28 protein-coding genes and 3 tRNA genes are annotated in these 25,426 nt (G+C 68.6%); 23 read left to right on the top strand and 8 right to left on the bottom strand.

The annotated features are described in order from the left end of the window. The first annotated feature begins 30 nt into the window (after positions 1 to 30). Together J4Z35_RS13280 and J4Z35_RS13275 are read left to right on the top strand one after the other, a co-directional pair. Positions 31 to 624 carry a class F sortase gene (locus tag J4Z35_RS13280; RefSeq protein ID WP_006945996.1) on the top strand — a complete coding sequence of 198 codons (594 nt, stop codon included), beginning with the start codon at positions 31 to 33 and terminating at the stop codon, positions 622 to 624. 158 nt (positions 625 to 782) lie between these two features. Then, positions 783 to 1,466 carry a hypothetical protein gene (locus J4Z35_RS13275; protein WP_074040768.1) on the top strand — a complete coding sequence of 228 codons (684 nt, stop codon included), beginning with the start codon at positions 783 to 785 and terminating at the stop codon, positions 1,464 to 1,466. Positions 1,467 to 1,536: 70 nt separating this feature from the next. Here the strand turns inward: J4Z35_RS13275 and J4Z35_RS14890 are convergent, their stop codons facing one another. Then, complete coding sequence (locus J4Z35_RS14890) at positions 1,537 to 1,731, bottom strand: hypothetical protein (protein WP_083603950.1); 195 nt, start codon at positions 1,729 to 1,731, stop codon at positions 1,537 to 1,539. A 148-nt stretch (positions 1,732 to 1,879) separates the two neighbouring features. On the opposite strand from J4Z35_RS14890, the gene J4Z35_RS14885 reads away from it, so the two are divergent. From J4Z35_RS14885 to J4Z35_RS13220, 10 genes are all read left to right on the top strand, one after another. Then, positions 1,880 to 2,326: a class F sortase gene (locus tag J4Z35_RS14885; RefSeq protein WP_083603951.1), complete on the top strand. Its 447-nt coding sequence runs from the start codon at positions 1,880 to 1,882 to the stop codon at positions 2,324 to 2,326. Positions 2,327 to 2,487: 161 nt separating this feature from the next. Continuing rightward, positions 2,488 to 3,012 carry a histidine phosphatase family protein gene (locus tag J4Z35_RS13260; RefSeq protein WP_074040769.1) on the top strand — a complete coding sequence of 175 codons (525 nt, stop codon included), beginning with the start codon at positions 2,488 to 2,490 and terminating at the stop codon, positions 3,010 to 3,012. Positions 3,013 to 3,255: 243 nt separating this feature from the next. Next, the gene (locus J4Z35_RS13255) at positions 3,256 to 5,172 is read left to right on the top strand and encodes an acetolactate synthase large subunit (protein ID WP_074040770.1); all 1,917 of its coding nucleotides are present in this window, start codon (positions 3,256 to 3,258) and stop codon (positions 5,170 to 5,172) included. Further along, positions 5,169 to 5,687, top strand: coding sequence for an acetolactate synthase small subunit (gene ilvN / locus J4Z35_RS13250; RefSeq protein ID WP_038567469.1), 519 nt, complete (start codon positions 5,169 to 5,171; stop codon positions 5,685 to 5,687). Before J4Z35_RS13255 ends, ilvN begins: the two co-directional genes overlap by 4 nt. Before the next feature lie 89 nt (positions 5,688 to 5,776). Continuing rightward, on the top strand, positions 5,777 to 6,811 hold the full coding sequence (gene ilvC, locus J4Z35_RS13245) for a ketol-acid reductoisomerase (protein WP_074040771.1): 1,035 nt from the start codon (positions 5,777 to 5,779) through the stop codon (positions 6,809 to 6,811). A 204-nt stretch (positions 6,812 to 7,015) separates the two neighbouring features. Continuing rightward, positions 7,016 to 8,857, top strand: a complete 1,842-nt coding sequence (gene ilvD, locus J4Z35_RS13240; protein WP_074040772.1) for a dihydroxy-acid dehydratase — start codon at positions 7,016 to 7,018, stop codon at positions 8,855 to 8,857. A gap of 117 nt (positions 8,858 to 8,974) precedes the next feature. Beyond that, positions 8,975 to 9,847: an EamA family transporter gene (locus J4Z35_RS13235; protein WP_144693328.1), complete on the top strand. Its 873-nt coding sequence runs from the start codon at positions 8,975 to 8,977 to the stop codon at positions 9,845 to 9,847. Positions 9,848 to 9,924: 77 nt separating this feature from the next. Then, on the top strand, positions 9,925 to 10,959 hold the full coding sequence (locus tag J4Z35_RS13230; protein WP_006945931.1) for a 3-isopropylmalate dehydrogenase: 1,035 nt from the start codon (positions 9,925 to 9,927) through the stop codon (positions 10,957 to 10,959). Between the two features lie 170 nt (positions 10,960 to 11,129). Next, positions 11,130 to 12,224, top strand: coding sequence for a branched-chain amino acid aminotransferase (locus tag J4Z35_RS13225; RefSeq protein ID WP_006945941.1), 1,095 nt, complete (start codon positions 11,130 to 11,132; stop codon positions 12,222 to 12,224). Between the two features lie 16 nt (positions 12,225 to 12,240). After that, positions 12,241 to 13,149 (top strand): HAD family hydrolase, encoded by a 909-nt coding sequence (locus J4Z35_RS13220; RefSeq protein WP_235006119.1) that lies wholly within the window; start codon positions 12,241 to 12,243, stop codon positions 13,147 to 13,149. Positions 13,150 to 13,272: 123 nt separating this feature from the next. On the opposite strand, the gene J4Z35_RS13215 is transcribed toward J4Z35_RS13220, so the two are convergent. Then, complete coding sequence (locus tag J4Z35_RS13215) at positions 13,273 to 14,169, bottom strand: hypothetical protein (RefSeq protein WP_006946017.1); 897 nt, start codon at positions 14,167 to 14,169, stop codon at positions 13,273 to 13,275. Positions 14,170 to 14,274: 105 nt separating this feature from the next. Here J4Z35_RS13215 and J4Z35_RS13210 point away from each other — a divergent pair, with 105 nt between their 5' ends. From J4Z35_RS13210 to rdgB, 6 genes are all read left to right on the top strand, one after another. Beyond that, complete coding sequence (locus tag J4Z35_RS13210) at positions 14,275 to 15,057, top strand: fumarylacetoacetate hydrolase family protein (protein ID WP_006945908.1); 783 nt, start codon at positions 14,275 to 14,277, stop codon at positions 15,055 to 15,057. A 106-nt stretch (positions 15,058 to 15,163) separates the two neighbouring features. Further along, entirely contained in the window at positions 15,164 to 15,964 is an 801-nt protein-coding gene (gene murI, locus J4Z35_RS13205) for a glutamate racemase (protein WP_006945967.1), read from the top strand. Beyond that, a complete protein-coding gene (locus tag J4Z35_RS13200; RefSeq protein ID WP_006945863.1) occupies positions 15,961 to 16,728 on the top strand; it encodes an MBL fold metallo-hydrolase in 768 nt (255 codons plus the stop codon). Before murI ends, J4Z35_RS13200 begins: the two co-directional genes overlap by 4 nt. A 216-nt stretch (positions 16,729 to 16,944) precedes the next feature. After that, complete coding sequence (locus J4Z35_RS13195) at positions 16,945 to 17,976, top strand: S66 peptidase family protein (protein WP_040014800.1); 1,032 nt, start codon at positions 16,945 to 16,947, stop codon at positions 17,974 to 17,976. Between the two features lie 227 nt (positions 17,977 to 18,203). Further along, positions 18,204 to 18,971 (top strand): ribonuclease PH, encoded by a 768-nt coding sequence (gene rph, locus J4Z35_RS13190; RefSeq protein WP_006945987.1) that lies wholly within the window; start codon positions 18,204 to 18,206, stop codon positions 18,969 to 18,971. Then, on the top strand, positions 18,968 to 19,591 hold the full coding sequence (rdgB, locus tag J4Z35_RS13185; RefSeq protein ID WP_062257688.1) for an RdgB/HAM1 family non-canonical purine NTP pyrophosphatase: 624 nt from the start codon (positions 18,968 to 18,970) through the stop codon (positions 19,589 to 19,591). Before rph ends, rdgB begins: the two co-directional genes overlap by 4 nt. 12 nt (positions 19,592 to 19,603) lie before the next feature. On the opposite strand, the gene J4Z35_RS13180 is transcribed toward rdgB, so the two are convergent. Both J4Z35_RS13180 and J4Z35_RS13175 read right to left on the bottom strand, forming a co-directional pair. Next, positions 19,604 to 20,587: a hypothetical protein gene (locus J4Z35_RS13180; RefSeq protein WP_006945933.1), complete on the bottom strand. Its 984-nt coding sequence runs from the start codon at positions 20,585 to 20,587 to the stop codon at positions 19,604 to 19,606. Next, positions 20,584 to 20,865 (bottom strand): hypothetical protein, encoded by a 282-nt coding sequence (locus tag J4Z35_RS13175; RefSeq protein ID WP_006945861.1) that lies wholly within the window; start codon positions 20,863 to 20,865, stop codon positions 20,584 to 20,586. Before J4Z35_RS13175 ends, J4Z35_RS13180 begins: the two co-directional genes overlap by 4 nt. 67 nt (positions 20,866 to 20,932) lie before the next feature. Here J4Z35_RS13175 and J4Z35_RS13170 point away from each other — a divergent pair, with 67 nt between their 5' ends. Continuing rightward, a complete protein-coding gene (locus J4Z35_RS13170) occupies positions 20,933 to 21,256 on the top strand; it encodes a hypothetical protein (RefSeq protein ID WP_006945929.1) in 324 nt (107 codons plus the stop codon). Between the two features lie 232 nt (positions 21,257 to 21,488). Here the strand turns inward: J4Z35_RS13170 and J4Z35_RS13165 are convergent. Then, positions 21,489 to 21,569 (bottom strand) — tRNA-Leu (locus J4Z35_RS13165). A 174-nt stretch (positions 21,570 to 21,743) separates the two neighbouring features. Continuing rightward, a complete protein-coding gene (gene bcp, locus J4Z35_RS13160) occupies positions 21,744 to 22,214 on the bottom strand; it encodes a thioredoxin-dependent thiol peroxidase (RefSeq protein WP_006945970.1) in 471 nt (156 codons plus the stop codon). An 87-nt stretch (positions 22,215 to 22,301) separates the two neighbouring features. Here bcp and J4Z35_RS13155 point away from each other — a divergent pair, with 87 nt between their 5' ends. The 3 genes from J4Z35_RS13155 (at position 22,302) to J4Z35_RS13145 (ending at position 23,115) form a co-directional block, all read left to right on the top strand. Beyond that, positions 22,302 to 22,562 (top strand): DUF3618 domain-containing protein, encoded by a 261-nt coding sequence (locus J4Z35_RS13155; protein WP_006946019.1) that lies wholly within the window; start codon positions 22,302 to 22,304, stop codon positions 22,560 to 22,562. 153 nt (positions 22,563 to 22,715) lie between these two features. Beyond that, positions 22,716 to 22,791: transfer RNA gene (locus J4Z35_RS13150), tRNA-Lys, on the top strand. Between the two features lie 174 nt (positions 22,792 to 22,965). Beyond that, on the top strand, positions 22,966 to 23,115 hold the full coding sequence (locus J4Z35_RS13145; RefSeq protein ID WP_156444976.1) for a hypothetical protein: 150 nt from the start codon (positions 22,966 to 22,968) through the stop codon (positions 23,113 to 23,115). A 150-nt stretch (positions 23,116 to 23,265) separates the two neighbouring features. On the opposite strand, the gene J4Z35_RS13140 is transcribed toward J4Z35_RS13145, so the two are convergent. Next, positions 23,266 to 23,341 (bottom strand) — tRNA-Lys (locus J4Z35_RS13140). A 174-nt stretch (positions 23,342 to 23,515) separates the two neighbouring features. Between J4Z35_RS13140 and J4Z35_RS13135 the strand changes: the two genes are divergently transcribed. Continuing rightward, positions 23,516 to 25,108 (top strand): YihY/virulence factor BrkB family protein, encoded by a 1,593-nt coding sequence (locus J4Z35_RS13135; protein ID WP_083603953.1) that lies wholly within the window; start codon positions 23,516 to 23,518, stop codon positions 25,106 to 25,108. A gap of 93 nt (positions 25,109 to 25,201) precedes the next feature. On the opposite strand, the gene J4Z35_RS13130 is transcribed toward J4Z35_RS13135, so the two are convergent. Further along, positions 25,202 to 25,426 (bottom strand): integrase core domain-containing protein (locus J4Z35_RS13130; RefSeq protein WP_208065648.1); only part of this gene is annotated, 225 nt, incomplete at its 5' end.

Genomic DNA, 25,426 nt, shown 5'->3' with positions numbered 1-25,426 from the left:
AGCGGGCATGTGACGGACGAAGGGACGCCCATGGATCGTCGAGGATTTCTGACGGTAGCCGGCGCCGCGCTGTTCGGCGCCACGGCGTGCTCATCGGGTGGCTCGGGCGGCTCGTCGTCGGACCACACCGCTTCAGTGCCCACGACGTCCGTGGCGCCGACCGCGAAGGCGTCGAAGGGCGGCGGCAGCGTGCCGGTGAAGCTGACGATCCCGTCGATTGATTTCGACCGCAAGCTCACGGGCATGGGTCTCACGGACGACGGCGAGATCTCGCCGCCCCCCGGCGTGACGCAGTGGTACAACGCCACCGTCAGCCCGGGCCAGAACGGCATCTCGGTCATCGCCGGGCACGTCACCTATGACGGCCCCGACGTGTTCGCCAACCTCGAGAAGGTCAAGGTCGGCGATCAGCTCAGCGTCGGGTTCGCCGATGGTTCGTCGAAGAAGTTCGTCGTGGTGCGGGAGAAGTCGGTCGACAAGCAGGCCCTACGCACCGACCAGAGCGTGTGGGGCTCCTCGAGCACACCCAGCCTCGTGCTCATCACGTGCGACGCCGAATCCAAGCTCGTCGGCCAGCACCACCTCAACAACTTCGTCGTGTGGACGAAACCCGTTTCCGGATGATTCACCTGCATTACTGCGCAGTACCACTGACAATCCTCCCAGCCTGTGCTTAGCTGAATCACAGGCGGGGAGGGGTCAGCGTTCACCGCGATCCCTGCGGGGGCCGCGCAGAGCATGACGCGCCGCCGAGTCCAAAGGAAATCTCGAAAGGTGCCATCATGAAGAAGTTTGCTGGTCTCGCAGCGGTCGGCGTCGGCGCGCTCGCCTTCACAGGTGCAGGCGCATCGCAGGCGGCTGAGACGCACATCAGCGGTAACCTGCAGTACACGTCGATGACCTACTGGTGCGACAAGGGCAAGCCGAACTTCGCATTCGGCTACCGCACGCTGAACAAGACGGAGTCGCAGGTCACGTTCACGGCTTCGGGCTTCAAGCCGCTCGTGACGAAGAACGTCTCGCCCTACACGGCGAGCCGTACCGTCTACGCCGTCGGGGGTTACGCAGGCAAGCCGATCACGGTGACGGCACACGCTGCCTCGACCGGTTCCTCCTTCAGCGTCTCGGGTCGCGTTCCGTCGAGCTGTGCCGGCCTGCCCACTGTCCTTCCGTTCACGGACTGGTCCGCCGCAGGCAAGCCCACCGCGCAGCCGGTGCCGACGAAGCCGGCCCCGACGAAGCCGGCCCCGACCAAGCCCGCGCCGACCAAGCCGGCTCCGACCAAGCCCGCGCCGACGAAGCCGGCTCCCACCACGCCGGCCCCGACCACCACGGGTCAGGGCCCGAAGGTCGAGACGGACCGCGTCGTCACGAACCAGAACGACACGACCGCTGCCGCAGCCGGCCTGGGCGCTCTCGCCCTCGCGGGTGGCGGGCTCGTCGTGGCGCGTCGCGCACGCTGCTGACGAGCGTCTCGCGATGCACGGTGACGCTGGGGTCCTCGACGGATCCCGGCGTCACCGCGTCCAGGGCGACCTAGACTGACGTCATGAAGATCACCTTGGGGAAGTGCGTCGGCGCGGTCTCGGTCGCGCTCTGTCTGAGTGCGTGTGGTAGCGGTGGGGGAAGCTCGGACACGTCCGTCTCCGTCTCAGCATCGTCGACATCGCCGTCGCCCGTCTCGGTCACGTCGCCCAGCTCCGCGCCCTCGGGCACGGCAGCGTCGAGCACGTCGACCGCGTCGTCGTCGGCTGCCCCGGCCCCTCAGACCAGCGGCCCATCGTCAGCCGGGCGTCCCAGTGTCTCGGCCACGCCGCGTGCGAGCGTATCGAGCGGCGTCTCCAAACCCGGCGGAGGAAGCGGTGGGGCGAGCGTCGCCGTGCCGAAGTCCGCCGCGGTCAACATCTCGATCCCGAGCATCGGGCTCGATCACAGCATCGTGCCCGGCGGGCTCAACGGGGGCGTGCTGAACCCGCCGAGCGGCGTCATCCAGCAGTTCACCGGATACGGGCGCGTGACCCCGGGCAAGCCGGGCATCAGTGTGCTCGCGGGCCACGTCACCTACAACGGGCCAGACGTGTTCTACGAGCTGTCGCGCGCCCCGGTCGGTGGCAGGGTCACGATCTCCTACGCCGACGGCACGCACAAGGACTTCGTCATCGCCTCGAAGGCCAGCATCGACAAGAACGCGCTGCAGAACGACTCGCGCGTGTGGGGCGCGAGCGCCGCCCCGGTCCTCGCACTCGTCACCTGCGACTCCTCGAGCGGCTGGGCCAACGCGCAGCACCACACCAACAACTTCGTCGTCTGGGCGAGCCCCGCCTGAGATCGGTCCGGCACGAACCTTCGACCGAAGGCCGAACGGCCGACGCCGATGCGGTCGTCGATGGCCGCGCCGAGCGACGATGGCGGCCAGAACGTCGAGGCCTCATGCGGGCCGCGTGGCCGCGTTTGGCGTGAGGCGTACGCGACGACGAAGATGAGCAGGTGAGTGAAACCACCCGACGTCTCGTACTCCTTCGTCACGCCACCGCCGAACCGGCCGGCCCTGACGGTGACGAAGCGCGCCACCTCAGCGACGGTGGCGTCAGCGAGGCCCGCGCCGTCGGCCGGTGGCTCAAGAACGAGGGGCTGCTCGGCGATGTCGTCGTGTGTTCGCCGGCGCTGCGCACCCGCGAGACGTGGGCCGCCATCCAGGACGAGACGGGCCATGGCGTCATCATCACGATGGAGCCCGCCGTCTACGAAGCCGACACGCAGGCGCTGCTGGCCGTCGTCCACGAACTCGACGCGACGGCGCCCGAGGCGACGAGCGCGATCGTCGTCGGCCACGCGCCGGGTTTGCCGCAGCTTGCCCATGACCTGTGTGGCGGCGAGGGCGCGGACATCGATGTCGTCACGCGCGGGTTCGTGCCGGCCTCGGCTGCCGTGCTCGAGACCACCGGAGCGTGGACCTCGTTCCTGCCCGACGGCGCGAGCCTCACCACCGCTCGCCCTGGGACAGCGGGCTGACGCCGCCAGCGAACGCCACCCTCCGCTGACCGCATCGTGAGATGCGCGTCTCACGATGTTGACCCATGAGTAACCCCGCGACAAAACTATGTGACATGGCACAGGTTCTCGTACTCACGCAGCGTGCGTTCTGATCGGTTCGACCGACACGACGCACGCTGATCCCTCATCGCCGCACAGGCTGGGGGATTTTTTGATGCCAGACCCTCGTGCACGACCTCCAGGTGAAAGTGGTGAGTACTGATGAGCGATACGGCGACGACCGATCGCACACCCACCCCGGGTGACGTCGCGGCGAAGCGCGCAGGCGAGCAGGTGAGCGTCACCGGCGCGCAGAGCCTCGTCCTCGCGCTCGAGGCGCAGGGCGTCGAGACCGTCTTCGGCCTGCCCGGCGGTGCGATCCTGCCGGCCTACGACCCGCTGCTCGACTCGGTCTCCGTCCGCCACATCCTCGTCCGCCACGAGCAGGGCGCCGGTCACGCGGCGCAGGGTTATGCCGCCGCCACCGGCAAGGTCGGCGTCTGCATGGCGACCTCCGGCCCCGGCGCGACGAACCTCGTCACGCCCCTGGCCGACGCGTACATGGACTCCGTGCCGATCGTCGCCATCACCGGCCAGGTCAGCTCCAAGACCATCGGTACGGACGCGTTCCAGGAAGCGGACATCCGCGGCATCACGATGCCGATCACGAAGCACAACTACCTCGTGACGGACCCGGCCGACATCCCGCGCGCCATCGCCGAGGCGTTCCACGTGGCGCGCAGCGGCCGCCCGGGCCCGGTCCTCGTCGACATCACGAAGGACGCGCTCGTGTCGAAGACGACATTCTCGTGGCCGCCGCGCTTCGAACTGCCCGGTTACCGCCCCGTCACGACGCCGCACGCAAAGCAGATCAAGGCGGCCGCCGAGATGATCCGCGCAGCGGAGCGCCCGGTGCTCTACATCGGCGGCGGCGTCATCCGCGCCGAGGCGAGCGAGGAGCTGAAGGCGCTCGCCGAGCAGACGCAGATCCCCGTCGTGACGACGCTCATGGCGCGCGGCGCCTTCCCCGACAGCCACGAGCTGCATCTCGGCATGCCGGGCATGCACGGCAGCGTCCCCGCCGTGACGGCGCTGCAGCGCGCCGACCTGCTCATCACGATCGGCGCCCGCTTCGACGACCGCGTCACCGGTGCGCTCGACAGCTTCGCGCCCGAGGCCAAGGTCATCCACGCCGACATCGACCCGGCCGAGATCAGCAAGAACCGCTACGCCGACGTCCCGATCGTGGGCGACGCGCGCGAGGTGCTGCTCGAGCTGGCGCGTGCGCTCGACGACGTCGACACCTCGCGCTACGCGACGTGGCGTGAGACGACGGCGTCGTGGAAGGAGCAGTTCCCGCTCGGCTACGCGACGCCGGAGGACGACAAGCTCGCGCCGCAGTACGTCATCGAACGCATCTCGGCGCTCACCGGGCCCGAGGGCACGTACGTCGCCGGCGTCGGCCAGCACCAGATGTGGGCGGCCCAGTTCGTCACGTACGACCGTCCGAACGCGTGGATCAACTCCGGCGGCCTCGGCACGATGGGCTACTCGGTGCCCGCCGCGATGGGTGCGAAAGCCGCCGAGCCGGAGCGCACCGTCTGGGCGATCGACGGCGACGGCTGCTTCCAGATGACGAACCAGGAACTCGCGACCTGCGTCATCAACGACATCCCGATCAAGGTCGCCGTCATCAACAACTCGAGCCTCGGCATGGTGCGCCAGTGGCAGACGCTGTTCTACAACGAGCGCTACTCGAACACCGACCTGCACACCTCGCACGGCGGCAGCCGCATCCCCGACTTCGTCAAGCTCGCCGACGCCTACGGCTGCGTGGGCCTGCGCTGCGAGCGGCCCGAGGACGTCGACGCGACGATCAAGCAGGCGCTCGAGATCAACGACCGTCCCGTCGTCATCGACTTCGTCGTCGAGCGCGACGCGATGGTGTGGCCGATGGTGCCCGCCGGCGTGAGCAACGACCTCATCACGATGGCGCGCGACATCACGCCCGTCTGGGATCGCGACGAGGACGACGCCGACGACGTCAACATCCCCGACGAGGACGAGGCGGTCGAGGCGGCCCGCGAGGACGGCGCTGCCACAGCCGACGCCGCGCAGACGAAGGAGCAGCAGCGATGACGACGAACCGCCACATCCTGTCCGTGCTCGTCGAGAACAAGTCGGGTGTGCTCGCGCGCATCTCCGGGCTGATCTCGCGACGCGGGTTCAACATCCACTCCCTCGCCGTGGGGGAGACGGAGGATCCGCACGTCTCGCGCATGACGGTCACCGTCGACGCCGACGACGTCGCGCTCGAGCAGGTCGTCAAGCAGCTCAACAAGCTCGTCGAGGTGCTCAAGGTCGTCGAACTCGACCACGCGAGCGCCATCGAACGTCAGCTCGTGCTGTTCAAGGTGAAGGCTGATGCCGCGACGCGCTCGCAGATCATCGATCTCGTGACGATGTTCCGCGCCAACATCATCGACGTGACCAACGAGTCGGTCGTCATCGAGGCGACGGGCACGCTTGCGAAGCTCGAGGCGCTGCTCACGACGCTCGAGCCGTTCGGGATCCGCGAGCTCGTGCAGTCCGGCGTCGTCGGTCTGGGGCGCGGCTCCAAGGCGATCTCGGCGCGCGACAAGAAGAAGAACTGAACTTTCCGCCCGAGTGAGTGCTCGGGCAGAATCGAACCGAACAGGCCGCCGCTTCGATGCGGCGGACGTGATGAAGAGGAGTTTCTCCCGTGGCTGAAATGTTCTACGACGACGACGCCGACCTGTCGATCATCCAGGGCAAGAAGGTTGCCGTCATCGGCTATGGCTCGCAGGGCCACGCCCACGCGCTCAACCTGCGCGACTCGGGCGTCGACGTGCGCATCGGCCTCGCCGAGGGCAGCAAGTCGAAGCAGAAGGCCGAGAACGAGGGCCTCACGGTTCTCTCGGTCGCCGACGCGGTGAAGGAAGCCGACGTGGTCGTCATCCTCACGCCCGACCAGGTGCAGCGCACGGTCTACGCGAACGACATCAAGCCCAACCTCAAGCCCGGCACGACGCTGCTGTTCGGCCACGGCTTCAACATCCGCTTCGGCTACATCACGCCCGAGTCGGACGCCGACGTCGTCATGGTCGCTCCGAAGGGCCCCGGCCATCTCGTGCGTCGTGAGTACGTCGACGGTCGCGGCGTGCCCGTCATCGTCGCCGTCGAGCAGGACGCCTCGGGTTCGGCCTGGGATCTCGCGAAGGCGTACGCGAAGGCCATCGGCGGCCTGCGTGCCGGCGGCATCAAGACGACGTTCACCGAGGAGACCGAGACGGACCTGTTCGGTGAGCAGGCCGTCCTGTGCGGTGGCGCGAGCCAGCTCGTGATGTACGGCTTCGAGACGCTGACGGAGGCCGGCTACCAGCCGGAGGTCGCGTACTTCGAGTGCCTGCACGAACTCAAGCTCATCGTCGACCTCATGGTCGAAGGTGGCCTCGCGAAGCAGCGTTGGTCGATCTCCGACACGGCCGAGTTCGGCGACTACGTCTCGGGCCCGCGTGTCATCGACGAGCGCGTCAAGGAGAACATGAAGGCCGTTCTCACCGACATCCAGAACGGCAACTTCGCCAAGCGCTTCATCGACGACCAGGACGCCGGTGCGCCGGAGTTCAAGAAGCTGCGCGAGAAGGGCGCCTCGCACCCGATCGAGAAGACGGGCAAAGAACTGCGTGGCCTCATGTCGTGGCTGAAGGACTCGGACACGGATTCGGACTACGTCGAAGGTTCGGCTGGCCGCTGAGGATCGAGCGAGCGGCGGTAGGACCGGAACGTAGTGAGGATCCTGCCGGAGCGAGCGTTGACGAAGCGGCCGAAAGAAGATGGTCGTTGATCCTGAAGCGGTAGCCGCTGCTGAGCCGAGCCCGGCCACCCTTCGAGGTGGCCGGGTTGGGTCATTCTCTGAACGCCTCTCGCACCGCTTGCTCGAACTTGGGAGACTGAACGCATGCCTGAACTTCGCTCACGCACGACGACTCACGGACGCAACATGGCGGGCGCGCGTGCCCTGTGGCGCGCGACCGGCATGGGGGAGGGCGACTTCGGTAAACCGATCGTCGCGATCGCGAACAGCTTCACGCAGTTCGTGCCGGGTCACGTCCACCTCAAGGACATGGGTCAGCTCGTCGCGGGCGCCATCGAGGAGGCCGGCGGCGTCGGGCGTGAGTTCAACACGATCGCCGTCGACGACGGCATCGCGATGGGTCACTCGGGCATGCTGTACTCGCTGCCGAGCCGCGAGGTGATCGCCGACTCCGTCGAGTACATGGTCAACGCGCATCAGGCCGACGCGCTCGTCTGCATCAGCAACTGCGACAAGATCACGCCGGGCATGCTGCTCGCCGCGCTGCGTCTCAACATCCCGACGGTGTTCGTCTCCGGCGGGCCGATGGAGGCGGGCAAGGCCGTCATCGGGGAGGACGGCACGGCTGAGACGCGTCTCGACCTCATCGACGCGATGATCAAGTCGGTCGACGACACGGTCTCCGACGAGGAGATCACGAAGATCGAGCAGAGCGCGTGCCCGACGTGCGGCTCGTGCTCGGGCATGTTCACGGCGAACTCGATGAACTGCCTGACGGAGGCGCTCGGTCTGTCGCTGCCGGGCAACGGTTCGACGCTGGCGACGGCCGCCGCGCGCAAGGAACTCTTCCTCGACGCGGGCCGACTCGTCGTCGACCTGTGCCGCACCTACTACGACGGCGACGACGACTCGGTGCTGCCGCGCGCGATCGCCGCGAAGCCGGCGTTCGAGAACGCGATGCGTCTCGACATCGCGATGGGTGGCTCGACGAACACGATCCTGCACCTGCTGGCCGCGGCGCAGGAGGCGGGTGTCGACTTCGACCAGGAGGACATCGACGAGCTCTCGCGCGTCACGCCGTGCCTCGTCAAGGTCGCGCCGAACAGCAACCAGTTCTACATGGAGGACGTGCATCGCGCCGGTGGCATCCCCGCCATCCTCGGTGAGCTGGATCGCGGTGGCATGCTCCACCGTGACGTCCGTTCGGTGCACAGCCCATCGCTCGAGCAGTGGCTCGCGGACTGGGACATCCGCTCGGGTTCCGCCACCGAGAAGGCCACCGAACTGTTCCACGCCGCGCCGGGCGGGGTGCGCACGACGGAGGCGTTCAGCTCGACGAACCGCTGGAAGAGCCTCGACATCGACCCGGAGAACGGCTGCATCCACTCCGTCGAGCACGCCTACACGAGCGAGGGTGGGCTCGCGGTGCTCAGCGGCAACCTCGCCCCCGACGGGTGCATCGTCAAGACGGCCGGCGTGCCCGAGCACCAGTGGAACTTCTCCGGCCCGGCCAAGGTGGCCGAGAGCCAGGAGCAGGCCGTCGAGATGATTCTCAAGGGCGAGATCGACGCCGGCGACGTCGTCGTCGTGCGTTACGAGGGCCCCAAGGGCGGCCCCGGCATGCAGGAGATGCTGTACCCGACGAGCTACCTCAAGGGCGTCGGGCTCGGCCCGAAGTGTGCCCTCATCACCGACGGTCGTTTCTCAGGGGGCTCCTCGGGTCTGTCCGTCGGGCACGTGTCGCCGGAGGCTGCGGCCGGTGGCGCCATCGGTCTCGTGAAGAACGGTGACGTCATCGAGTTCGACATCCCCAACCGTCGCGTCAACCTGCTCGTCGACGACGCCGAACTCGTGCGCCGTCGCGCCGAACAGGACGAGCGCGGCTGGGAGCCCGTCGACCGTCACCGCCCCGTCTCAGCGGCGCTCAAGATCTTCGCGCGCTTCGCGCAGAGCGCCGACAAGGGCGCCGCGCGCAAGGTGGACTGACCACTTCCCTCCCCGACGACGCCCGTCGCGCCGGACCGAACGGTTCGCCCCGGCGGGCGTCTTCGTCGTCTCCTCGCATGTTCGATCCGGCGCGGACCTGCGTGATGGAAGGACTTCATGAGCGCCACGAGCCTCGCTCTCGTGCTGACCGCAGCATTCCTGCACGCCGTGTGGAACATCGCCGCGAAACGCGTCGTGGGGGATGGATACGTCTTCGTCTGGTTCTACGACGTGCTGTCGGCGATCGTGTGGCTGCCGATCGCGTTGGCCGTCCTCGCCTCCCAGGGGTGGCCGCTGACGTGGTCGCTGCTGTGGGCGCCGATCGTCTCCGGCGTCATCCACATCGCCTACCAGCTGTGGTTGCAGACCGGCTACGACCGGGCCGACCTCGGCGTCGTCTACCCCCTCGCGCGCGGCGTCGGACCGTTGCTGACGATGCTCGTCGCCGTCGTGTTCGGGGGCGAACGGCCCGGGCCGGCCGCGCTGCTCGGCGGGCTCGTCATCATCGCGGGCACCGTCGTCGTCGCGAGCGCGCGGGGTGGCGAGCGGCATCACAGCGTCGCGGACGGGTTGAAGTGGGGCGCGCTGACGGGCGCGGCGATCGCGGGGTACACGCTGTGGGACGACGTGAGCGTCACGCACCTGAGCCTCGACCCGGTCGTCTACTTCGCCCTCGGCACCGCGTGGCAGACGGTCCTGCTGACGCCCGGGCTCGAACGCTCGCGCCGCGCGGGCGCCGAGGTCGCCCCCATCTGTCGGCGCTGGTGGCGGGAGGCCGCCGTCATCGCCGTGCTGTCGCCGCTCGCGTACGTCCTCGTCCTCGTCGCGATGCAGTCGACGCCCGTGGCCCTCGTCGCACCGGCCCGGGAGAGCGGCATCGTCGTCGGTGCGCTGCTCGGGGCGTGGATGTTCAAGGAGAGCGGGGTGGCGCGCAAGCTCGTCGGCGCGCTCGTCGTACTCGCAGGGATTGCGTTGGTGGCGAGCGCCTGACGGTTGCGCCCTGCCGCGCGGTTCGTATCGCGAGACCAGCGTTTCGCATGGCAAGACGAGCAGCTAATCTGCGGGGCATGAGCAACATCGATCTCGCAGTCATCGCAGGCGACGGAATCGGCCCCGAGGTCGTCACCGAAGGCCTCAAGGTTCTCGACGCCGTGACCGACGGCGGGGTGAGCACGACGCAGTACGACCTCGGTGCCAAGCGTTGGCACGCGACGGGGGAGACGCTGCCCGACTCGGTGCTCGAGGAGATCCGCGGCCACGAGGCGATCCTGCTCGGGGCGATCGGTGACCCCAGCGCGCCGAGCGGCCTGCTGGAGCGCGAGCTGCTGCTGCGCATCCGGTTCGAGCTCGACCACTACATCAACCTGCGCCCCAGCAAGCTGATGCCGGGTGTCTCGACGCCGCTTCGTGAGGACATTGCGCGCGGTGGCATCGACTTCGTCGTCGTCCGTGAAGGCACCGAGGGCCCGTACACCGGCAACGGTGGTGCGCTGCGCGTCGGCACGCCGCACGAGATGGCAACCGAGGTGAGCGTCAACAGCCGCTTCGGCATCGAGCGCACCGTCCGCGACGCGTTCGAGCGCGCGAACAAGCGTGAGCGCAAGAAGCTGACGCTGCTGCACAAGCACAACGTGCTCTCGTACGCGGGCCACCTGTGGCGCCGCACCGTCGAGGAGGTCGGTGCCGAATACCCCGACGTCACGCACGACTACGCGCACATCGACGCGGCGATGATCTACCTCGTCACCGATCCCTCGCGCTTCGACGTCATCGTCACCGACAACCTGTTCGGCGACGTCGTCACCGACCTTGCCGCGGCCGTGACCGGCGGCATCGGGCTCGCCGCATCGGGCAACATCAACCCCGAAGGAAATGCGCCGAGCATGTTCGAGCCCGTGCACGGCTCGGCCCCCGACATCGCCGGCCAGGGCAAGGCCGACCCGACCGCGACGATCCTGTCGACCGCGCTGCTGCTCGAACACCTCGGGCGCGGCGACGAGGCACGCCGCGTCGAACAGGCCGTCGCCGAGGATCTCGCGTCACGCGGTGACGCCACCCGCTCGACGTCGCAGATCGGTGACGCGATCGGCGCCCGCCTCTGACATCTTCCCGATGCTGCCCGGGTTTCGCGGCGAGGGTGCCGCGAAACCCGGGCAACATCGTCGACGCTCCGCGCTCGCCCCGGACCCGATGACGCCCGCCGTGCTGCTTCGGCGTTAACCTGGGGCCACACAGTGACGCATCCCACTTTTGTGCCAACTTGGAGAAGACCATGGCCCTGACGTTCCCGATGACGCCGAACCCCGCCCCGCGCGCTGACGCGGAGCGCGCCGAGATCCTGAGCAACCCCGGTTTCGGGCAGAAGTTCAGCGACCACATGGTCGTCTCGATCTGGCGCGAGGGCTCCGGGTGGGGTGACGGCGAGGTCAAGGCGTACGGCCCGTTCCAGCTCGACCCGGCGGCGGCCGTCCTGCACTACGCGCAGGAGATCTTCGAGGGCATGAAGGCCTACCGTCACGAGGACGGCTCGGTCTGGACGTTCCGCCCCGAGAAGAACGCGGCGCGCTTCAACCGTTCGGCGAACCGTCTCGCGCTGCCGGAGATCGACGAGAACGACTTCGTCGAGTCGCTGAAGGCGCTCGTCAAGGCTGACGAGTCGTGGGTGCCCGCGTTCGATGCCGGCGAGGCGAGCCTCTACCTGCGCCCGTTCATGTTCGCGTCCGAGGCGTTCCTCGGGGTGCGTCCGAGCCGCGAGGTGACCTACTGCGTCATCGCCTCGCCCGCGGGTGCGTACTTCAAGGGCGGCGTGAAGCCGGTGTCGCTGTGGCTGTCGCGCGACTACTCGCGTGCCGGCGTCGGTGGCACGGGCGCCGCCAAGTGCGGCGGCAACTACGCGAGCTCGCTCGCCGCACAGATCGAGGCGAACGAGCGCGGCTGCGACCAGAGCGTCTTCCTCGACTCGGTCGAGGGCAAGTACGTCGAGGAGCTCGGCGGCATGAACGTCTTCTTCGTGACCAAGGACGGTGAGCTCGTCACGCCGCAGCTCACCGGCACGATCCTCGAGGGCGTCACGCGCGACTCGATCCTCGAACTCGCGAAGGACCTGGGCCTCACGCCCGTCGAACGTCGCGTGACGATCGAGGAGTGGATCGAGGGCTGCAACGACGGCACGATCAGCGAGATCTTCGCGTGTGGCACGGCCGCCGTCGTCACGCCCGTGGGGCGTCTCGTGTGGACGGACGGTGAGGTGACGTCCGGACCCGAGGGCGAGGCCGGCCCGTACGCGACGAAGATCCGCGAGGCACTCCTCGCGATCCAGAAGGGCACCGCGGAGGACACGCGCGGCTGGATGACGCGCCTCGTCTGACCGCGGGCCACGTCCCATGACATCTGCTGGCCTCGACGGCCCGGCATCCCGCGCGACGGGTGCCGGGCCGATGCCGCGTCTCGTCGCGAGTGACCTCGACGGCACGCTGCTCGACGCCGACGGACGCGTCAGCGAGCGCACCCGCGCGGTGTGGTCGGGGCTCGGTGCGCGCGGCATCGAGACGATCGTCGTCACCGCGCGGCCACCGCGCTGGCTCGATCACCTCGCGGAACTCGTGGGTGCTGCCGGATCGCCGGAGTCGACAGCCGACGATGTCGGCGCCCACACCCTGGCGATCTGCGCGAACGGGGCGTTCGTCTACGACCTCGCGACACGGCGCGTCATCGAGGCCGACGGATTCACCGCGGATGAGGCACTCGCCGTCGTCGAGCATCTGCGGCGACGCTTCCCGGATGCGGGAGCTGCCGTCGAGACCGATCGTGGCATGTTCCGAAGCGCCGCCTACCCGGACGCCCACGCCGGCATGCCGGCGCACGACGCCGGCGTCCGCGACTGTGAGCTGACCGCGCTGCCGCCCGACGTCGTCGTCGGCAAGATTCTGCTGCGCGACGAGGCGTGGCGCGGCGATGCGTTCGTCGAGGCGTTGACGGAGTGCCTCGGTGGGCGTGGAGTGCTGGCATACTCAGGAGCGGCAGGGCTTGCCGAGATCAGCGCCCCGGGCGTGACGAAAGCGGCCCGCCTCGAGGCCTGGTGCGGGGAGCGGGGCATCGACGCGAACGACGCGTGGGCCTTCGGCGACATGCCCAACGACATCCCGATGCTGACATGGGCCGGGCGCGGCGTCGCTGTCGAGAACGCTCACGACGAGGTGCTCGCGATCGCCGACGACACCTGTGGCCCCCACGATGCCGACGGCGTCGCCCGCTACCTCGAACGCCGCCTCACCCTCGATTCCCACCCCTGATCCTCAGCGGCTAATCCTGTTCACGTCGGCGAATCTCGTCCCCCTCTGCGACTTACGTTCACATTCGCGATTCATCGACCAGGCTGAGAACGGTTCCAGAAGTGGACGTAAGTCGCAGATGTGTCAGGGCGCGGGGGCGGCACGGTCCAGCACGTCGAGCAGGCGTCGTCGCAACTCCTGCGAACTCCCGGCGAACTCGCGCTGACGACGAACGTACTCGGCGCGGCCGCGCGGCGTCTCGACGGGGACGATGCCGTAGCCGAGGCCGCGCACGTCGTAGGGGCTGGCCTCCATGTCGAGCGTGCGGATCTCCTTGGCGAGTTCGAACGCGTTGAGCACGAGGTCACTCGGGACGAGAGGCGCGAGTTTGTGCGCCCACTTGTAGACATCCATCCCTGCGTGCAGGCACGCAGGCTGTTCGAACTCGACCTGACGCTCGCGCGTCGGGCGCTCGCGATTCAGTTCGACGGCGTCGGGCGTGAAGAAGCGGTACGCGTCGAAATGCGTGCAGCGGATGTCGGCGGCCTCGACGACGTCGTCCGTCGCGGCCTGGCTCAGGCGCAGCGGCAACTGCTCGTGGCGCTGCTCGCCCGGCGCGAGCTTGTAGACCATCGCCCACTCGTGCATCCCGAAGCACCCCAGGTGCGGTGCGCGCGCGAGCGTCGCGGTGAGCAGCGACCTGACGAACGCGATCGTACGGTCGCGTGCCTCGACGAACGCCTCGAGGTCGAGGACGTCGGCATCTCCCACGGCCGTCGTGATGCGGCGGGTGGACCGGTCGTCGGTGATGGGCGTGCGACCGCGCTCGTCGACGAGCAACGCGACGCCTGCGCCCGGGTGCCAGCGCCGCAGCTTGCCGGGGGAGTAGGAGTAGTAGACGAAGAGGAAATCCTCGACGGGATGCTTGCGGTGCTCCTTACGACGTCCGAGATGCGGTTCGACGTGCGGGGCCACGCGTGCCTCGTGGGCGGCGACCGCCTCGCGCCACTGCGCCGGCGTCATCACCTCGACCTGCTCCATCACCCGTCGATCCTAGAACTCGACCCACGGCGCTGCGATCCACAGCCTGCTGCCGCACCGCACCGCCCCGTCAGCGGACCGGCGACGACGAAATAGGATGGACACATGCGTATCGCGAGGTTCACGACGGGTGATGACCCGATGTTCGGTCTGGTCGACGGGGCGGGCGAGAAGATCGCCGAGATCACGGGCGACCCGCTCTACACGAAGATCGAGCTGACGGGTGCCGTCCACCAGGTCGACGACGTGCGTCTGCTCGCGCCCGTCATCCCGCGCTCCAAGATCGTCGCCATCGGCAAGAACTACGCCGAGCACGCGCGTGAGATGGGCGGCGAGGCGCCGAAGGAACCGCTCATGTTCCTCATCCCGAACACCGCCGTCGTCGGCCCGAACGACCCCGTCGTCATGCCGTCGATCAGCGAGCGCGTCGACTTCGAGGGCGAACTCGCCGTCGTCATCGGGCGCATGTGCAAGAAGGTGAGCGTCGAGGAGGCGAAGAAGGTCGTCTTCGGTTACACGATCGCGAACGATGTCACCGCCCGCGACCTTCAGAAGAGTGACGGCCAGTGGTCGCGCGCCAAGGGCTTCGACACGTTCTGCCCGCTCGGGCCGTGGATCGAGACCGAGCTCGACCCGTCCGCCACGCGCGTGACGACGCGCGTCGACGGCGAGGTGATGCAGGACGGGCCGACGTCCGACATGATCCACGACGTCGCGCAGCTCATCTCGCACGCGTCGCAGGCGTTCACGCTGCTGCCGGGTGACGTCCTCCTCACCGGCACCCCCGAGGGCGTCGGCCAGGTGCGGGCGGGGCAGCGCGTCGAGGTCGAGATCCCCGAGATCGGCGTACTCGCCAACACCTACGTCGCTGACGAGGACGACGCCTGACGGCGCCCATTCCGGGCGGCCGAAGCGATGCGATATGGGCAGCCTCACACCTCCTCAGGTCGCAACCGGTGAGTAGCACCACACGTCACGACTTACCCTGAAAAGCGTGACTGACGCACCGATCGGCATCTTCGACTCCGGCTACGGCGGTTTGACCGTGGCGCGCGCCGTGCTCGACCAGCTGCCGCACGAGAAGATCATCTACCTCGGCGACACCGCCCGCGCGCCCTACGGCCCGCGACCCATCGCCGAGGTGCGGCAGTACGCCATCGAATGCCTGGATTCACTCGTCGAACAGGGCGTCAAGGCCCTCGTCATCGCGTGCAACTCGGCGTCCGCAGCAGTCCTGCACGACGCGCGCGAGCGCTACGACGTGCCCGTCGTCGAGGTCATCCGCCCGGCGACGCGCCGTGCCGCCGCGGCGACGCGCAACAACCGCGTCGGCGTCATCTCGACGGAGGCGACGCACCAGAGTGGTGCCTACACCGACAGCTTCGCCGCCGCGCCGCAGGTCAAGATCTCGAGCGTCCCGTGCCCGCGGTTCGTGGAGTTCGTCGAGGCCGGCATCACCTCCGGCCCGGAGCTGCTGACGGTCGCGCACAAGTACCTCGACGGCCTCGTCGACGAAGGCGTCGACACGCTCATCCTCGGCTGCACGCACTACCCGCTGCTGACCGGTGTCATCAGCTACGTCGTGGGCTCGACGGTGACACTCGTGTCGTCGGCGGAGGAGACGGCGAAGGACGTCTACCGCGTGCTCGCCGACATCGGTCAGCTGCGCGATCCCGAGCTCGGCCCGACGCAGCACCAGTGGATGACGACGGGCGACCCGGCCGCGTTCGAGACCCTCGCGCGGCGCTTCCTCGGCCCCGAGGTGACCGCGGTGACGCGTGAGGCGGCGCTGTGAAACTGACCATCATCGGTTGCTCAGGCTCCTACCCGGGCCCTGAATCGCCCGCCTCCTGCTACCTCGTCGAGGCGGAGGCCGACGGCAGGCGCACCTCGGTGCTGCTCGACTTCGGCAACGGCTCGCTCGGCGCGCTGCAGCGCTACCGCGAGGTCGACGAGATCGACGCCGTCGTCATCAGCCACCTGCATCCGGACCACTGCCTCGATCTGTGCAGCTATTACGTCGTGCGCAACTACGACCCGCTCGGTCGTTTCGACGCCAAGTTGCCGGTGCACGCACCCGCGGGCGCACGCGAGCGCCTGACGCGCGCCTACGCCGTCGACAAGCCCGAAGACCTGGGCACAGCCTTTGACTTCGTCGACCTCGTCGACCGTCAGACGTTCGAGATCGGCCCGCTGCGCATCACGCCGCACCTCGTCAACCACCCCGTCGAGGCGTACGGGCTCCGCGTCGAGGCCGACGGCGCCGTGCTCGCGTACACGGGTGACACGGACGCCTGCCCGGCACTCGTCGAGCTCGAGCGGGACGCCGACCTCGTCCTCACCGACTCGGCCTTCGTCGACGGTCGCGACGACGAGATGTGCGGCGTCCACCTCAGCGGCTCGCGCGCCGCGCAGACGGCCAAGGACGCGGGGGCGAAGCGGCTCATGCTCACCCACATCCCGACGTGGACGCCCGTCGAGGACTGCCTGCGGGATGCTCGCACCGTGTGGGAGGGCGACGTCGAGGTCGCCGTCGCCGGGGAGGCCTACGAGCTCTGACGCGCGCCGCGCGCCGTCGACGGGCGGCGTGCCGTCGCACCAGGATGGCGGATGACTCACAGGTGGGGGTTTGCTGCATGCCTACCTGTGGGTTACGCGCCATCCTCGGGTGGCGCAGTGTCGCGCCGGCAGAACGACATCGGCTGACGGGGGCGCGCACCGGGGGCGGAGCAAATGCGCCCGCGCCTGCTCACGGTCGAATGCCAGGATGACGGCATGTCGACCGAGATTCGCTACCCCCGCCCGCTGCGTCCCGGTGACACGGTTGCCGTGACCGCCCCGTCGGCGCCGGTTCGACCCGAACACGAGGCACGGCTGACTTTCGTCACTGACTGGCTGCGTGGCCGCGGTTTCGAGGTGGTCCTCGGCGAGTGCCTGATCGGTGACGGCATCACGAGCGGCCCCGCGCGTGCACGGGCCGATGAGTTCAACGCGTTCGTCCGCGACCAGGCGGTGCGCGCCGTCGTCCCGCCGTGGGGCGGGGAGCTGGCCATCGACCTCGTCGACCTGCTCGACCACGACGCGCTGCGCGCGGACCCTACCTGGGTCGTCGGGTGGAGCGACATCTCGACGCTGCTGCTCCCGCTGACGCTGCGCTCCGGCGTCGCGACGATGCATGGCCAGAACCTCATGGACGCGCCGTACGGGCTGCCGCATGGCACCACGCACTGGCTCGACGCCGCCACGATGCCGGCCAGGGCGTCCTTCGTCCAGGAGGACCCGCGCGTGCGTCGGCGCGGTGGGTTCGACGACTGGGAGCGTCACCCCTGCGCCGACCGCATGGATCTGAGCGAGCCGACGACGTGGCGTGTGCTCGCGGGGGAGCCGCGCGTCGACGTCTCCGGACGGCTCATCGGCGGGCGCCTCGACGTCGTGTGCCATCTCGCGGGCACCCCGTACGGCGACGTGCGCCACTTCGCTCGCGACCACGAGGATGACGGCGTCATCGTCTACCTCGAGAACTGCGAGGCACCCTCGCTCGATGCTGCGCGCATGCTCCACGGGCTGCGCCTCGCCGGGTGGTTCGAGGGGGCATCAGCGGTGCTCATCGGCCGGACCGGTGCGCCCGAACGAGCAGGTCTGACGCAGGACGACGCGATTCTCGATGCGCTGGGGAGCCTCGACGTGCCGATCGTCGCCGACGTCGACTTCGGTCACGTGCCACCCGGCAACGTCCTCGTCAACGGATCCCTCGCGCACGTCGTCGTCGACGGGGAACGCCACGAGATTCGTCAGACCTTCGTGTGATGCCCGGCGAGCCCGGTGCCGGCACTCACTAGCCGACGTTCACCTGGCGCTCCTAACGTGTCAGCCCCCAACAGGATGGCGGGTAACTCACGCCTCGGCGGAAAACATCTCGCCGACGCGTGAGTTACCCGCCATCGTCGGGTCCACGGCCGTCAGGCGACCGCGAGCGGCATCTCCAGGCTGCGGTGCCGCTCAGCAACCCTCGCCGCGCTCGATAGGCTGACGCCATGACTGACGCAGCCACGCCCACCCCCCGCCACGACGGCCGCACCCCCGATCAGTTGCGCGAGGTGCGCATCACCCGCAACTGGCTCGATCACGCCGAGGGCAGCTGCCTCGTCGAGTTCGGTCGCACGCGCGTGCTGTGCGCTGCGTCGTTCACCGAGGGCGTGCCGCGCTGGCTCAAGGGCCAGGGCACCGGCTGGGTGACGAGCGAGTACGAGATGCTGCCGCGCTCGACGAACACCCGCAGCGACCGCGAGGCGCGCAAGGGCAAGGTCGGTGGCCGTACCCACGAGATCAGCCGCCTCATCGGGCGTAGCCTGCGCGCCGTCATCGACACGAAGGCGCTGGGGGAGAACACGATCGTCATCGACTGCGACGTCCTGCAGGCCGACGGCGGCACGCGCACCGCGTCGATCACCGGCGCCTACGTAGCGCTCGCGGATGCCATCGCCGACGCTCAGGCGCGCGGTCTCATCGCCAAGAAGGCGAAGCCTCTGACGGATTCGGTCGCCGCGATCAGCGTCGGCATCGTCGCCGGTCAGCCGGTGCTCGACCTCGACTACCCCGAGGACTCGACGGCGGAGACCGACATGAACGTCGTCATGACGGGTTCGGGCGGCATCGTCGAGGTGCAGGGCACCGCCGAGGGTGCGCCGTTCAGCCGTGACGAGCTCAACGCCCTGCTCGACCTCGCCGCCGACGGCATCGCCGACCTGACGACGAAGCAGCGCGACGCTCTCGCCGCCGACGCTCGCGAGCGCCTGCAGTGAGCGACGCTCGCCCCGCCGAGGCACGTACCCGCGTCGTGCTCGCCACCCGCAACGCCGGCAAGATCGCGGATTTCCAGCACCTGCTCGACGCAGCGCAGCTGCCCATCGACGTCGTGAGCGTCGGCGAGTTCGCCGACCTGGCCGACACCGTCGAGACGGGTGTGACGTTCGAGGAGAACGCGCGCCTCAAGGCCGATGACGTTGCGCGCGCGACAGGTCTGCCGGCGCTCGCCGACGACTCGGGGCTTGCCGTCGACGTCCTCGGTGGCTGTCCGGGCGTGTTCTCGGCACGCTGGTCGGGCACGCATGGCGCGGATCAGGCGAACATCGACCTGCTGCTCGCCCAGACCGGCGACGTGCCCGCCGACGAGCTCACCGCGCGCTTCATGTGCTGCGTGGCGCTCGCAGTTCCCGACGAGTCGACGCAGGTGGAGTTCGGCCATGTCGAAGGGCGCCTGACGCGCCATCAGCGCGGTACGAACGGGTTCGGCTACGACCCGATCTTCGAACTGCCCGACGGCCGGACCATGGCCGAACTCACCGCGGACGAGAAGGCTGCCATCAGCCATCGCGGGCGAGCTTTCCGCGCGATCCTGCCGCAGGTGGCGGCGCTCGTCTGAGGCTCGGCGAAGCTATTTCGCCGAGGTCGATGCCGTCGCCGACGTCGATGAAACCGACGCGGATCCTGACCGCGCACCAGATGGCGCTGCCTTCCACGGCAGCTGTACGGTCGTGCTCGTGAAGACCGCATCCTGACCCAGTTCTCCCGTGGCCTGAGCGACGTCGAGCCCCCACGTCGTCGGGCGCTTGACGTTCGAGCAGATGATCGTGAACAGCCGTTGCTGTGTCGGCGTCTTCACACCCGGGCGATGTTCGGGCGACAAGGCCGTCGTGCACTCAGGGAACTCATTCGTGTCCTGGGCCTCAGCGACGGCGAGCGTGAGTGCGGCATATTCGGTGGCCCACGCCGTCACCGTCACGTTCTCGCCCTGGTAGTGGGCGGACACGACCTGCGTGTCGACGGGCTGGTCGGCCTGGATCGGCGCGTCCGGATCTGTCTGCGGACTGCCCTGGGCCTTGGCATCGCCGAGCGCGAAGATCGCCGAGGTCGCGCCCGTGTGCGTGGCGTCGCCCCAGAGGCCGGAGATGGCAGGACGCTTCAGCGCGCCGGTGACGTGGCACGTCAGGGTCACGAGGTGGGTGACGTTCTTCAGGGCACCCTTGATCGGTGCAGACAGGGGTTTCTCCGAGGTCTTGCTGCACTGGGGATCAGCGTCACCTCCTTGGATGAGCTGCCCACCGCCCGCGGCTCGCGTGTCCTGAAGAACGAAGTCGGCCTCGGGCGCAGTCGCGAGCGTCAGGGCGTACGAGCCCCGGGTGTAGGTCGCCGAACGAACCCAGATCTGTGTCGGGACGAATTCGGGCGCATCGGTCGAACCTTCGGCGGGGACATCCGGATCCGTCGGGCCCGTGCCCTCGGGCAGATCGATGGTGGGGACGACGGAGGGCCGCGTCATGCGACTCGACGACGGGGACGCCGGGGTGATGGCCTGCGCGGAGCAGCCGGTGAGCGCGAGGAGCGTCGCGACCGCGATCGCGCGACGGGCGCGCTTCACGGCGTCGTGCCGACAGCCAGGGGGGTGGCGACGCTGGCTCCCGAGCCGCCGCCCGCGACGCGCACGATGAGGAGCGTCGCAGCATTCTGCTCGCCCGGGCAGTGCAGCGAGTACGTCGTCAGCATGCCCTGGACGCCCTTGGTTCCCGCAGTGCAGACGCCCCCCGCCGATGCTGACGGTGACATGCCGTTGGCGCCCGGGGAGGTCGGGGCCAGAAAGAACGTGGCGCCGGGGCGCGTCGTGACGACCGCGTCGTACGCACCGTTGGCGTACGTCACGGAGGTGATCTCGACTCTGAACGCGCCGGACGACGACGGCGCCGGGCTGGTCGGGTAGGGGACCGTCGTGCTCGAGGCGCCGGCGCTCGTTGCGCTCGAGGATGCGCCGTTCGTGCCGCTGGCACTCGATGACGGCGCTGCCGACGACGACCCGCTCGCAGGAGCCGAGGCGGTGGACGATGGGGGCGTGGACGCGGCCGACACTGAGGCCGACGTCGACGCTGATGACGAGGCGTCACCGCTCGTCGACGATCCGCCCGAGCACCCGACGAGGGTGGTGAGGGCGCAGAGTGAGACTGCAGCCGTGATGGTGTGTCGCATGGCTTCCTCCGACGACGGGTGCGCCGGCCGGGACGAGCTGGGGCGTTCGTGCTCGGCTGGGGCGTCGTGACGTGCTGGGCTCACAGTAGAGCCGCCGCGACGTCAGGGGAGGGCGTTTTCGGTTGCGAATCGGTCTCGGTTGCCCGCGAGGTGAGGGAGCGGGCCAACCTGGGCGGGTCTTGGATCCGGGCGATGGCCGCTCGCCTGCCGAGTGGGGCCCGTCAACTCGAGCCCACCCGAGCACCGCACTCGACATGCGACGAGGACGGCCCCGCGTCTGCGAGTGCCGCCCTCGTCCTCGGTGCGCCTGGGGAGACTTGAACTCCCACGTCTAAGACACCAGAACCTAAATCTGGCGCGTCTGCCAATTCCGCCACAGGCGCAGCGCCGACGATCCTACGTCACGTCGTCCGAGCCCATGCCGACGCCGACGCTTGCACAGGATGGCAGGTAACTCACGAGGAGGCGAGTCGTGACGGGCTTACACGTGAGTTGTCCGCCATCCTGCGTGGGGCAGAACCGCGGCGGGGCCGCGCCCACCCTGCGTCAGGGCGCGCTCAGGCTTCGAACTTCAGGGCCTTCTTCAGTGACGCGACGTGTCCGGTGGCCTTGACGTTGTAGCGCGCGAGCTCGATGACGCCGTTCTCGTCGATGACGAACGTCGAACGGATGACGCCGACGACGGGCTTTCCGTACAGCTTCTTCTCGCCGTAGGCGCCGTACGCCTCGAGCGTCGTCTTCGACTCGTCCGACAGCAGCGGGTACGTCAGCTGCTCCTTCTCGACGAACGTCGCGAGCTTGGCGGGCGCGTCGGGGCTGATGCCGATGACCTCGTAGCCCGCGGCCTGCAGCGGTGCGAGCGAGTCGCGGAAGTCGCAGGCCTCCGTGGTGCATCCTGGCGTCATCGCGGCGGGGTAGAAGAAGATGATGAGTTTGCGGCCGGCGTAGTCGCCAAGGCAGATCTGGGTGCCGGCGTCACTCGTCAGCGTGAAGTCGGGGGCGCGTGTACCAGCTTCGAGGCGTGCCATGGGTGAAGTCCTCCTGAGCGAATCCGTCTGGTGCGTTAACCTTTGAGTCAAGATCCTAGTTTTCCGCATGTGGCAAGGAGACCCACCATGGCACCCAAGACGGCCAAGCAGATCGAAGCTGAGCTCGCCGCGTCGCGTTCGCGCCTCGCCGGCACGATCGACGAGCTCGCGTTCCGCGCGCAGCCGAAGGAGATCGCCAAGCGTCAGACCGAGAGCGCTCGCCTCGCGCTGACCGACGCGACCCGCACTGCTGACGGCGACCTGCGCTCCGACCGTGTCGCGATGGGTCTCGGCGGCCTCGGTGGGCTGCTCGTGCTCGTCGGCCTCGCGAAGCGCCTTCGCTCCTGACACTGGGCGCTCCACGGCGCCTCCCGACGTGGCCCGTTCGTCCCGCGACGAGCGGGCCACGCGTGTTTCTCCGAGCCGTCGCGTCGGGGGAGGCGCAGGCGCTGACACGAATTTGGCCTCGCACCTGCGGTTCATGTAGTGTTTCTCCTCGTTGCGCCAATAGCTCAATTGGCAGAGCAGCTGACTCTTAATCAGCGGGTTCGGGGTTCGAGTCCCTGTTGGCGCACCACTCCGGAGAAGGTCCACCGTTCACGGTGGGCCTTCTCGCATGCTCGGGTTCGAGTGCCCCGGCTCGTGAGGCGCCTGTGCCGGGTCGGGCATCACCCGCAAGGTGATGGCGGCCCGGGGCGCCCCGTGAAAGGGTTGAGGCGACAGTGAACGCCGTCAACGCAGGGAGGCAACCATGCCCGGTGAGAACGACAAGAACGCCACGTCCGCGAACGAGGAGAACACGACGCGAGACGAGCAGAGCGACGCCGAGAAGGAGATGGGGGTGCCGGCCCACGAGCTGAACTCGCAGGCGGACGTCATCTCCACCGACGACGCCGACTGAGCGTTCCCGTCGCCGATGATCGTCGAACCGACCTGGCGCGACGTCGTGACGCGGTCAAGGCGCACGACGAAGGGCCGGTGCACACGTGTTCACCGGCCCTTCGACACCGCGGCGACGACGTATAACGACGTTCTGCTGCAACGGCTTTTCTGGTGCGCCAACAGGGACTCGAACCCCGAACCCGCTGATTAAGAGTCAGCTGCTCTGCCAATTGAGCTATTGGCGCAACGAGAAAAAACTATAGACGACAGCGGCACTTCGGGCCAACTTCGAGCCGCGCCTCGCGTGCGGCGCAACACGATACGCCTCCGACGCGCCCAGCGGGGGATGGGACGCGGCGCGATCGGGGCGATAGATTCGAGACAGAACAGTTCTGACCACAACACACCGGAGACGACTCATGACGAGCCTTCCTGAAGCCGGAGTGGAGCGCCCGTACGGCGATCCGCCGAAGCTCGACGCCAAACCCGACTACAAGGTCGCGTTCAAGCGCGCTGCGGCCAAGTTCTCGCAGGACCAGTGCACCGACTTGGCAGCGTCGCTCACCTACTACTCGGTGCAGGCGATGTTCCCCGCCATCATTGCGGCGGTCTCGACGATCGGGCTGTTCGGCAACGGGCAGAAGACGACGGACAGCGTCATCGAAGCCATCGCGGAGATCGTCGGCAAGAACAAGGACGACATCCCCGAGGGGTTCACGACCTTCATCAACAACTTGCAGGGCGGCGGCGCCGGCCTCGCCTTCATCCTCGGCATCCTGGTGTCGCTGTGGTCGGCGTCGGGCTACGTCAACGCCTTCTCACGCATGAGCAACCGTATCTACGACGTTGCCGAGGGCCGCCCCGTCTTCAAGCTGCGGCTGTGGCTCTACTTCGTCACGATCGTGGCGTTCGTCCTAGCGATCCTCGCCGCGTTCTCGCTCGTCGTCTCGGGTGGCATCGCGGAGCAGATCTTCGACTCCGTCGGTCTCGGCACGCAGGCTGCGACGGTGTGGGACTGGGCGAAGGTGCCGTTCGTCATCGTCGTCGTCATCTTCATCATCTCGCTGCTGTTCTGGGGTACGCCGAACGTGAAGCGTCCCTTCAAGCAGGCGATGTTCAACCCGGGCGCCGTCCTCGCGTTCGTGATCTGGGCGATCGGGACGATCGCCTTCGCCTGGTACGTGTCCAACATGGGCAACTACGGCAAGACGTACGGCCCGATGGCGACGCCGATCATCCTGCTGCTGTGGCTGTGGATCACGAACCTCGCCATGCTCTTCGGTGCGGAGTTCGACTCCGAGACGTTGCGCACGCGCCAGTTGAAGACCGGCTACCCGGCCGAAGAGCTCATCCTCCTGCCCGTGCGTGACGAGAAGGGCATCGACAAGAAGGCAGAGAAGTACGACGCGCTCGTCGAGCAGGTCCACGCCCTGCGCCTGTCGTCCGGCGTGCCGGACGAGGCCGTCCGCACGATGCTGCCCGAGGCTCCCAAGGAGCGTTCCGACGAGCGCACGATGGCCGCTCAGGCCGGCTCGAGCGAGAAGCGTCCGACGCGTCCGCAGTCGAAGACGCAGGAAGCGGCTCCGGCGCTCGCCGCGGCCACGAAGGACGAGGCCCCCGACCTCGCGGACGGCTCCGGCGCCTCACGCGCGGACGGCGTGACGCGTCGTCGCGCCACGGACGACGCCGCGGAGCGCGAGGCGGCGGAGATCGCCGAGGCGCGCGAGGTGCGTCGCCGTCGTGCGCTCGCCGAGAGCCGCCACAAGCGTGAGGAGCGGGAGCGTCGTGACGCGCAGCGTCACAAGGTCGAGGCCGAGCAGAAGAAGGCGGAGGCCGAGCGCGCGAAGCAGCACAAGAAGGCCGAGGCCGAGCGTCCGCTCGAGGAGAAGTGGGCCGAGGTCGAGAATGCCCGCAACCGCTACGAGCACCCGAACACGCGCGAGTACCGCGCCGTGACGGCGGAGCGCGAGGAGCGCCGTCGCCGTTGGTTCTCGAACACGACGGCGAACTGAGCACCTGCTCAGCGCGATTCGCCGCATGACGTTGCCGCCCCACTCCGCCGAACGCGGGGTGGGGCGGCATCGTCATGGCGGGCGCGAGGCTCGCTAGGTGTGATGACCAGCCAGGTTGTCCAACCGGGTGATGGGCGCGACTCTGCCGATGGCTGAGTGGGGCCGGTGGTGGTTGTACTGGTGGATCCATGGTGCCAGCGCCGCGAGCCGGGCGTCTTCGCTGTCGTAGAACTTCGCGAAGGCCCACCCGTCGGCCAGGGTGCGGTGGAAGCGTTCGATCTTGCCGTTCGTCTGTGGACGGTACGGGCGGGTGCGCTT

The organism is Dermacoccus sp. NHGro5, from assembly GCF_017565385.1.
Taxonomy (GTDB): domain Bacteria; phylum Actinomycetota; class Actinomycetes; order Actinomycetales; family Dermatophilaceae; genus Dermacoccus; species Dermacoccus nishinomiyaensis.
This window is presented reverse-complemented; position numbering and strand designations above follow the sequence as displayed.